Raw genomic sequence first — 8,692 nt, 5'->3', positions numbered from 1 at the left:
TCTGCACCAGAGCGGGCTGGCCCACGACAAAGAAGTAAGGGAAAATACCGAAGGGGCCAGCGCCATGCCCGGTGGATAATCAACGTCTGTATCTGGTGCAGGTTCGCCGCCGCCTCTGTCGCTGAACGCGCCAGAGCCTGCGGCTCTCTTACCCTTAAAAGGCCTTTTAGACAGCTTTCGTAAGCAAGCCAGTCTGCAGCAGACAAAGCGCGATATCCGGGCTGCACAGGCTCAGATGTCAGACCCATCATCGTCTTCTGCACCTGCCGGGGTTGGGATTAATGCAGTTTCGGTATTGCTGACATGATTAACAGCAGGTGCAGTCTCCGGACTTTCCAGCTCCGTTGCTGGCGCAGGTACTTCACCCACGGGTTGTCGCAAGGGAGGAGCCCAGGCTGAGCGACGGGAACCTTCAAAAATATCCTCCGGAACAGCCCCAGCCTGCTCTTCGGCAGCGATCGCTCTGGCATTGCGTTCACGGATATCCTGGCGGGTAACGGGGATACGGCGATATTTCTGGGCCAGCACCAGAATACTGCGGATAAGATTGCCGCCTTTTTCACGAAGCTCACTCATCTGAACCCGATTAATCAACGCCATATGCTGGGCCAGCAATGCCTTGCGCATCAGTTCATCAAAATCGGTTAACAGGTAAATAGCGATAAAACCTGGCTGCGTTGAGGCAAAAACAGGAAATCTGGCAGGCTGGATACTGGCACACCCCTCCACAGTCATTGTTTCGGGAAGCTGGCTGAATACCGTTTTCATACTGTCGATGAGCTCGTTCATCTCCTCACGGGCCGCGAGAAGGCGCTCTTCAAGACGCAACATCCACAGGTCGGCATAAGGATTATCCGCCACAGTATCGAGACGGATAACGTTCATAATATTGAGGAAACGCGGCATACCGATAATTCCGTGAATATTCTCAGCAGGGTCCGGCTGGCGTCCGGACCAGGTACGGGTGGCAAGGTGGGTATGTAGTTCAATCGTAATGCTGCTGCGTAATGGGCCGGTGGTAAGCCGGGTTTCTGGGGCCATATCGCTCATGGTGTTCACTCCGGTGATGGTACAGGGAGTGGTGAGAATGAGGCTGTACCACATTGTGAACAATGGAAAACCAGAACGGAAAATCAGTAATTATCAAACGATAAAACCATACTTTATGATTTGTTTTGCCATTTGATTGATGANAATAATTTTGTACGATTTCCTATCAATAACACTATTTTAATCGCTATAAACTATTTATTATTCCCAGCGCGACTAAATCCCGTTCTGTGTGCAGAACGGGACAAGTTATTGTGTCAGTCAGATGCCACATTTTCGTTCATTTTCAGCCTGGCAGTCGGTGCACAGTGCGACGCCTGGCAGCAATCGTCGCCTTTTCTCAGGGATAGCTTCTCCACATTGTCGGCAAAAATACAGTGACAGCAAATGAGTGGGAACTGAACGGGCATGAGCAATCATGGCCTCAAGTTGCTGTTCGTTAAATTCCTGATCGCGATCGATCTCATCCGGCATTCTGACCTCCTGTTTCTTTTTCGCACTGCATGATCCGGTTCCATACGACAGTCAGCGACAGAGGATCACCCCCGGTTTCACCAGAAAGGGATTCCGTGATATTCATCATTGCGTCGAGCGCATCCATTGACAGCAGGTTGTCTGGTCGACACTGTTGCCACTTTTTCCAGATCCGTGCATCGCTCTCTTCGTCCGGGATACGTGTTCGCCCCTGAGAAACACTGATGCCAATAAAGCGGCGTCTGGCGCTGATTTCTCCGGATGACAGGCCAAAAAACTGGCTGAGCAGTTCAATTGAGCCACCGAGTGTGATTGCGCGGTTGATTCGCTGTTGCAACTGAATTTCCTGTTTCGTCTGAGCCAGTAACTGGCGTAATACCTCATGCTGAATGGAAACATGAAGAAACTGCGCCGAGGCGCGACTCAGAATAAAAAGCTCATCGACAGACAGGTTATTAATGGCTTCGAGTTCGTTGTAAGTGAAACCCAGCGCTTCACAGTGTCGGATATTGCCTTCTTTTAACGCATGCAGAGCATCCGTCAGTACCGAATAATTAAGTGAAGGGATCATGTATTATTCCCCTTGTGTTGTTTTTCATATAAACGGCGGATATAACGAACAAGCTGAAAAATTTTCAGCAATGTTTCTTCATTAAATCCGGCAGGTACATCAGGTGTGCCGGTAATCATCTGTCGCCAGACCGTGGCGCTATCAGGCATTTTTCCGGCCAGAAAGGCCAGCAACTGCCAGGTGATCTTCCCTTCGTTAGACAGTTCCTCCACAGGAGAGGCGATATCAAATATTCCGGTATCCGTGGGCGAAATCAGAAATTCCAGCCCGGCATTGCCTGCCAGCTCCCACGCGGTCTGATCAATTAATGATGCCAGCGATTCGGGTGTATCAGACAACGGTGATGAGGAAAGGGAATAATCCTCAGTCATGGATACTGATGTTGTTGAGATTCGCGGGGAAATATCCGATGACAATTGTCGTTCCGCTGCTGACTGTACCTGCGTGTTATTATTACCCCCGTCATCATTACCTTCACCAGTCCGGTAAACCAGGCTGGCAGCATCCGGCTCATTCTCGCCACTATCATTTTCCTTCTGCTGACTGATATCAGAGGATTTCTGGTACTTCAGATCCACACAGCGTTGTTCACCAATGTCAGGCAGTTCAGGAACAGGATCACTACCGAGTAGAGAAGTACGTTTTTGTGCACGGGCATCTGTCACCAGAGCCACCGTGTTATAGTCAATGTTCAGCGCCTGGCTGATCAGGCCGGTCAGTTCGTCCTGAATATGCTCCAGTGAGAATCCCGTTGTCGGGCCATTAAACGATGTCAGCGCCATCGCGAAAATATCATCAAATAGCGGCAGGTTACGTTCTACGGGCGAGGGTAATTCCTGGCAGGCTTTATCCCAGAATTTTTCGGTACTGGAACGGAGAGTCAACAATTTTTCGATGCTGGTTCTTGATAAACCGCTATACAGGAGGTCCGATATATAAGGAAACAACAGTTTGATTGTGGCTGACATGACACTCAGCAGTGTTTGTGAAAGAGGATACCCTTCCTGAGCCAGCATTTTGACTGTTTCATTTTGCGAACACCCTTTATTGATACTCTGATGCAAATTAATTACGTTCTGTATTCCAAGCGCACGTTCAATAAATGTCAGCCCACCTTTCATTCCATCTTCAATAAGGTGTCCCATCAGACACTGAAGGTTACCTTCCTCAATACTTTGATCTTCTCTCCATTTACGAAAGTGACAGGTAATACTCCAGAATTTTTTATCGTGAGTTTCCAGCCAGAGATCATTAAGAATGGCAAGACGGGTATTCCCACCGTTGGCTATAATATAAAAAGAATCTCCCGGACGCTGAGTTATTTGTGGCGGGTGCTCCAGTCCCCGGTAGCGAATAGACTCTTTTATTTCATCATAATTTGGATTACGGGTAATACGGGGATTTAAATCAAATGCCCGCAACTGATCCAGTGCAACAGGCATGAGCATGCCCTGATCATTGTTCATCGTTATGATCCTGAATAAGTCAATGAATAAAAAAAGACGGTCAGCGATTGTTTATTTTCGCATTAATCCATTCATCAATCTCCGATTCAAGCCAGGCTACACTGGCTGGCCCAATCTTGACCGATTTGGGAAAATCTCCCGTTTTCATGTAGGCGTAAACCTGAGAACGTTTCAGACCGGTTTTATCCAGAACCTGTCGCAATCGCAGGAATCGATAAGAGACCATGATGTACTCCTGTGTATCTGTCAGTAGTACCGATACCAACATATCTGTATCGATAAAAAAAGTAGCTGTACTCGCGTTGCGGATTTCAGAACCCGCAACGCGGGTTTTTAAACAGGAGAGCCCCGTTTAAGCGCTTTTTTCAGCGTATCGCCACTCAGGCGATCGGTGATCCCATCAGATGCCGCCCACTCTTCAAAAACGGAAACCAGTTTATAAGGATGGTCGAGCAGAGAATTTGTATGTTCATTATGTTTACAGGCGAGCCATAACAACCGCGAAAGCGGCGTTGAAATCTGTGTTGATGGCTTAGCCTGAGAGGAATAAAGCTGACTGATGAATGACTCAAGATGCTGCCTTTTCACAACGAAACAGGCATCTCCTGGAAAATGATAGACAGGAAAGTAATCTTTCTTTTTTCTGTCGAACTGTATTTTATTGATTTCGTCATGACAAAGACTTGCTTTATCTACCGGAATAAATTGTAACTGTTGAAAAATCCTTTGCTCCAGAGACCGATATTCAAAAACCTGAAAAATATCACTTCCATCACTGACAAGAATACCACGATAGATATTGCACTGCCCGCTTTCTGGTAATGGTAGGTCCAGTGAGTGTGCCAGTAATCTTTGCAGCATCACATATTCATAACCCAGTAATGGTGTATCCATTATATGACTGGGTGGAGAGATAAAATCACCTTCGGTTTTCACCTTCCAGCAATTGTTCATAAAATGATATTCACTGCTCAGGTAACAGAGTAGATTAACTGGATCATCCTTTCCCTTCATTAAAAATATTTTATTCTTTCTGGTTTTAATCCGTCTAAGGATCACCGGAGACTGAAAATAGATGGAGAGTGTAAGGTGCCCATAGAGCGCATAACGCCATATCTCACTGGCTGTAACCTCCTCACTCGCATGCTTTTTTATAATATTAACGGCTTCATCAATCGTTACCCAGACCGGCATGACAGAATTGTTGCTGTGATAAGGAAGCGAATTCATATCACATTCTCCTTTTTATATCTTCCAGAGGGACTCAACATCATCGTTAGTTAATACACACTGGAACACCACAGGCAAATAAAAATCAGATGCTAAAATTAACATCAAACACATTAATAATAATTAAAATATATCAAATTAGATTGTGTCATTTAAACCATGAATATAAAAACAATTCTCCTGAAATTATCGACAACAGGATATACTAATAACAATAATCAGAACCTTTTAATTACACCACCGTCCAAAACACACTTCAGGAAAATATATGAAAATCTGTTCAGTGATTTATTTATGCGCAACAATATTCTTATTGAGCGCCTGTGTACGATCTCCAATTGATGCCAGGAAAAAGGACGTCCCCAGAACAGAAAGTACTATCAGTAAAAGTGCTGCCAGTCAGTTAACAGATAAAGATATTTTCGGTAACGAAACCACGCTTGCCGTTTCAGAAGAAGATATCCAAGCCGCACTGGAAGGCGAGAAATTCAGCGTACCGCTGAACTCTGCCATCATTCTGGTCCAGTCCGGTAATCGCGCACCAGAAATGGTCATGCAGCAGGAAATGAGCCGGTATTACCGAATATCAACATTTTCCGGTATCCCGGATAAACAAAAAACAATTTCCTGTAATAAGGTGAAGAGTGAAGAACGGGAAGTCGTCACCAGCGAAAACATGAATTACATGCAGGCGCTGCGTTATATTGCGGCAAAAGGGCAACAAAAGGCAGTCATCGTATACTGGGACACGCTACAGTCAGGTAAATATGACACAACAACCAAAACTATGGTCTGGTCAGATTATCGAAATGAAAAACTATCCAGTACAGACTCGCTGCGTTACCTGGTGCGTTTCGCCCTGGTAGATGTAGCAACAGGAGAATGGGCGACCTGGTCTCCGGTCAACTATGAATACAATACCCTTCAGCCACTAACCGGAAAAACCTCTGTAACCGATGAGCAAATCGCTCAGTTGAAGCAGAAAACATTCGCTGCTGTAGTCAAGGATATGGTACACCGCTATCAGTAATCAGATGCAGCATCTTTACGTTGTCTGCCGCCAATAACCTGTGGCGGCAGCCAACGGTACGAAAATATCCTGTCCTCTGACCCATCTCTTTTTCCAGACCAAAAACCGTGCCAGTGCCCACGGCGCAAATGAGGCCTGACCTGCCGTCCGTTAATAGAAGTGGCTCCTGCGCTATCAAAGAGCGTTGCCAGCATTTCTCCCGTATTGTTACCAACAGTCCAGTACCGTGGACCCGCAGCCGGAAAAAGCCTGAATCCCTTTTTGGTTTTTACGGGTTTTGGCCGAACCGGGTATGTTCCGGGCAGACGCTCCCCATCTATTTCAGGTTCGTCGGAGCAGATGAACAGCAGTAGCGACAACAATTTCCCAATATCATCAGATTTTCGTTGCAGATAATCAGTGATATATCCTGATTGTTTCAATGCTTCAATAACATCAGCCCCCGCCCCGCTAACATCCAGACCATCACTGAACATCTTTTCCTGGATCGATTTGACAGAGCCAGATTTAAGGGGGAATGATTCCGTCTGTATTCCACTCTGGCTGTTAAGTAGCAGGCAAAGACGTTTCTCATTATCAGCTATCCCCTGATTTACCGTAGCCCAGAATCCATGCAATCGTTCCCCGGCCATAATCATTCCCGGAGTTCTGATGTAAATGCACCATTCAGGAAGTCTTAAAAAAACATCAACCGGTAATGAATCAGAAACAGGCGTTTCAGTGAGGGCATTCAGCAGCGCCGGATGGACAGAATATATTCCCTTACTGTACCGCCATGTGCCAAGCACCAGGAGCTTTTGTATCTCCTGCCACATCTCTCTGATGAACGGTTTACTTCGCTTGCCCATAAACAATATTATCCAGCAGCTTTCCGGTAAAAAACACCAGTAAGGCCAGTCAGGGATTTCGTTCCCTTTCATTAAACGGACGTTTTCAATTCCACTGACAGCATCCGGGTAGTGCTTGTAAAAAGCATCAGCAATCCCAGCCGGATCCGAAATGTGGTGTTCTCCAGATGCTGCCATCAGAATATCCGCTCGCTCCACAAACTGTATGCACTGGTGCCAGCAATACAATGCTCCCAGTTAATACTTTCATATGTGAACGACACCGATTCTTCCGGTTGCCCGCCGCTATCGGTAATCGTGTGAGGAACACTGCTGTGTATACTTGCAATCCTTGCATTGATCAGTTTTATCCGATAATACAATTCGTTAATCCCAAACTGGTTGGTACGATAATACTCAAAATCACAGGTCAGGCATTCATTTTCGTTAATCGCCTTACTCAGCAACGGAGAAGATTTATCCACTGGCTTCTGAATCGTCAGTTCCTGATGGTTGACGTTCTGCGCCCGACTTAAACCGTGATTCAGTTCTGTCACCATAATCTGATCCAGATGGGCAAGCTGCGCCTTATTCCCGATGGACGCCAGCGACGAACATCCCGCTGAAATCAGCCCCTGAAGCTGTCCGTTTAATGTCAGATAAACAAGATTTGCCATAGTGTTCTTCCTTTATTTTCCTGGTTTCCCGTCCGGCGTTTCCGCCGACGGACTCTGTGATAGCAGCAACCAGCGGCTCAGCACTCCGTCCAACCGTTCGCTGATCTGTTTTTCCAGCATCCCGGTATTTAATCCCGCGGACCGCGCCTGCTGGTACTGTGTCAGCAGGTATTCCAGCGGAGCGTCCTGATTCAGCGAACGCTCAGCCTGGTAAACCACGGTTTTGATATAAGAGAGCGTGAATCCCTCTTTCGCCTGCTCACGCTGTACTAAAAGCTCAGCAAACTTCCGTAAATCGGTGCGTGTCTGCTGCCAGCCCAGCATCTGCGGGCTGTTTGCCGCCCGGTCTTTCAGGGCGTTACTCCACTTCATTGTGGCCTGCTGCTGTTGCAGGCTTTCCGGCCAGCGGCTGTCTGCCGTCCGGACCATTCGCTGACCCGCTTCCAGCGGCTGCAACGGTGAAGCGCCTGTCAGCTGCTGTAGCCGCTGCGGGTAGTCGCTCAGTTGTGGCGATGCCAGCCAGACCGTTGCCGCCCCCAGTGCCGTATCGCGTGCCGCCGCCACCTGCTGTTGCAGGGGATAAACCTGCCACCACCAGACGACAGCCGTGACGACCACACTACAGAATACCCCGGCGATAAAGCCTTTCACGGTGTTTCCCGGTTTCACTGACGCCGGGGGCAGTGGCATAGCCGTCACCCCATGAACCATCACCTTCACCTCCGGCAATTCCGGCAGTGGAGGTTCCGGAAGTATCGGAGTTGCCGGACTTTCCGGCATATACATCAGTGTCCGGACTGTTGTTTTTGCAGCCGTATCCGCCGCAGGCATTTTTGACGGCGGTTCACACCGTTTGCGCGTGTTCTGCAAAAAATAGAGCAGGTTTTCCACACGGGGGACGCGTTTCAGTTCTACCTGCTGGAGCTTGTCACATATCACCTGCAGGGCGCGTTCAGCCCGGTACAGCAGCGGCAGGTCGGCTTCGGAAAAAGACAGTTGCTGACGCAGAATATTGCCGGTCCGGGCGTTAAACCAGTCCAGCATTTCGGTCCGCGCCACCCCGCCCTGCGGCCAGAACTTATCCCATTCGCGGCCAATCAGCGCAGCCAGTAGCTCCACGCCTTCGCAGAACCCGGCCAGCCCCTGTGTACGCGTGCGCGCCAGCGTGTAGTAACTTGCAGTATGCAAATCCACGCCGTTTGATTTAAAAATGGTCAGCGCCAGCGATTCCACCAGCATCCAGTTCATCTCCGGCTGCGCCGGATGGCTGGCCTTGTTGATCTCCTCGCGCATGGCGCTGAACTCCGGCAAACCGCGAGGATCCTGGCCGGTGATAATCGTCTGAATATCCGTACTCATCGTCGTCA

The 8,692-nt window shown here is 48.2% G+C and carries 10 protein-coding genes; 1 reads left to right on the top strand and 9 read right to left on the bottom strand.

Annotated elements, in window-relative coordinates:
- Positions 1 to 231: 231 nt before the first annotated feature.
- From FDX19_RS05420 to FDX19_RS25425, 6 genes are all read right to left on the bottom strand, one after another.
- The gene (locus tag FDX19_RS05420) at positions 232 to 1,050 is read right to left on the bottom strand and encodes a PFL_4669 family integrating conjugative element protein (RefSeq protein WP_170974349.1); all 819 of its coding nucleotides are present in this window, start codon (positions 1,048 to 1,050) and stop codon (positions 232 to 234) included.
- A gap of 261 nt (positions 1,051 to 1,311) precedes the next feature.
- A complete protein-coding gene (locus FDX19_RS05415; protein ID WP_137381905.1) occupies positions 1,312 to 1,524 on the bottom strand; it encodes a TraR/DksA family transcriptional regulator in 213 nt (70 codons plus the stop codon).
- On the bottom strand, positions 1,514 to 2,095 hold the full coding sequence (locus FDX19_RS05410) for a DUF2857 domain-containing protein (protein ID WP_023219461.1): 582 nt from the start codon (positions 2,093 to 2,095) through the stop codon (positions 1,514 to 1,516). Before FDX19_RS05410 ends, FDX19_RS05415 begins: the two co-directional genes overlap by 11 nt.
- On the bottom strand, positions 2,092 to 3,561 hold the full coding sequence (locus tag FDX19_RS05405; RefSeq protein ID WP_137381904.1) for a ParB family protein: 1,470 nt from the start codon (positions 3,559 to 3,561) through the stop codon (positions 2,092 to 2,094). The genes FDX19_RS05410 and FDX19_RS05405 overlap by 4 nt, the downstream gene beginning before the upstream one ends.
- A gap of 40 nt (positions 3,562 to 3,601) precedes the next feature.
- Complete coding sequence (locus tag FDX19_RS05400; RefSeq protein WP_137381903.1) at positions 3,602 to 3,787, bottom strand: AlpA family transcriptional regulator; 186 nt, start codon at positions 3,785 to 3,787, stop codon at positions 3,602 to 3,604.
- 107 nt (positions 3,788 to 3,894) lie between these two features.
- A complete protein-coding gene (locus FDX19_RS25425; RefSeq protein WP_249357529.1) occupies positions 3,895 to 4,791 on the bottom strand; it encodes a hypothetical protein in 897 nt (298 codons plus the stop codon).
- 268 nt (positions 4,792 to 5,059) lie between these two features.
- On the opposite strand from FDX19_RS25425, the gene FDX19_RS05390 reads away from it, so the two are divergent.
- The gene (locus FDX19_RS05390; protein WP_137381902.1) at positions 5,060 to 5,821 is read left to right on the top strand and encodes a hypothetical protein; all 762 of its coding nucleotides are present in this window, start codon (positions 5,060 to 5,062) and stop codon (positions 5,819 to 5,821) included.
- Here the strand turns inward: FDX19_RS05390 and FDX19_RS05385 are convergent.
- The 3 genes from FDX19_RS05385 to FDX19_RS05375 are packed head-to-tail and all read right to left on the bottom strand — an operon-like array spanning position 5,815 to position 8,684.
- Entirely contained in the window at positions 5,815 to 6,846 is a 1,032-nt protein-coding gene (locus tag FDX19_RS05385; RefSeq protein ID WP_137381901.1) for a hypothetical protein, read from the bottom strand. The two genes, FDX19_RS05390 and FDX19_RS05385, sit on opposite strands and share 7 nt — an antisense overlap.
- Complete coding sequence (locus FDX19_RS05380) at positions 6,846 to 7,325, bottom strand: Hcp family type VI secretion system effector (protein WP_137381900.1); 480 nt, start codon at positions 7,323 to 7,325, stop codon at positions 6,846 to 6,848. The genes FDX19_RS05385 and FDX19_RS05380 overlap by 1 nt, the downstream gene beginning before the upstream one ends.
- A 12-nt stretch (positions 7,326 to 7,337) precedes the next feature.
- The gene (locus FDX19_RS05375) at positions 7,338 to 8,684 is read right to left on the bottom strand and encodes a VasL domain-containing protein (protein WP_137381899.1); all 1,347 of its coding nucleotides are present in this window, start codon (positions 8,682 to 8,684) and stop codon (positions 7,338 to 7,340) included.
- Positions 8,685 to 8,692: the final 8 nt, after the last annotated feature.

Origin of the sequence: Citrobacter sp. wls619, from assembly GCF_005281345.1 — a bacterium.
Lineage (GTDB): Bacteria > Pseudomonadota > Gammaproteobacteria > Enterobacterales > Enterobacteriaceae > Citrobacter.
The sequence above is the reverse complement of the archived record's forward strand: the minus strand, read 5'-3'. Positions and strand labels throughout refer to the sequence as shown.

What these genes read in the sequence shown, in the direction of transcription:
- FDX19_RS05420 (WP_170974349.1), bottom strand. Translation starts at nt 1,050, where the DNA reads ATGAGCGATATGGCCCCAGAAACCCGGCTTACCACCGGCCCATTACGC.
- FDX19_RS05415 (WP_137381905.1), bottom strand. Translation starts at nt 1,524, where the DNA reads ATGCCGGATGAGATCGATCGCGATCAGGAATTTAACGAACAGCAACTT.
- FDX19_RS05410 (WP_023219461.1), bottom strand. Translation starts at nt 2,095, where the DNA reads ATGATCCCTTCACTTAATTATTCGGTACTGACGGATGCTCTGCATGCG.
- FDX19_RS05405 (WP_137381904.1), bottom strand. Translation starts at nt 3,561, where the DNA reads ATGAACAATGATCAGGGCATGCTCATGCCTGTTGCACTGGATCAGTTG.
- FDX19_RS05400 (WP_137381903.1), bottom strand. Translation starts at nt 3,787, where the DNA reads ATGGTCTCTTATCGATTCCTGCGATTGCGACAGGTTCTGGATAAAACC.
- FDX19_RS25425 (WP_249357529.1), bottom strand. Translation starts at nt 4,791, where the DNA reads ATGAATTCGCTTCCTTATCACAGCAACAATTCTGTCATGCCGGTCTGG.
- FDX19_RS05390 (WP_137381902.1), top strand. Translation starts at nt 5,060, where the DNA reads ATGAAAATCTGTTCAGTGATTTATTTATGCGCAACAATATTCTTATTG.
- FDX19_RS05385 (WP_137381901.1), bottom strand. Translation starts at nt 6,846, where the DNA reads ATGGCAGCATCTGGAGAACACCACATTTCGGATCCGGCTGGGATTGCT.
- FDX19_RS05380 (WP_137381900.1), bottom strand. Translation starts at nt 7,325, where the DNA reads ATGGCAAATCTTGTTTATCTGACATTAAACGGACAGCTTCAGGGGCTG.
- FDX19_RS05375 (WP_137381899.1), bottom strand. Translation starts at nt 8,684, where the DNA reads ATGAGTACGGATATTCAGACGATTATCACCGGCCAGGATCCTCGCGGT.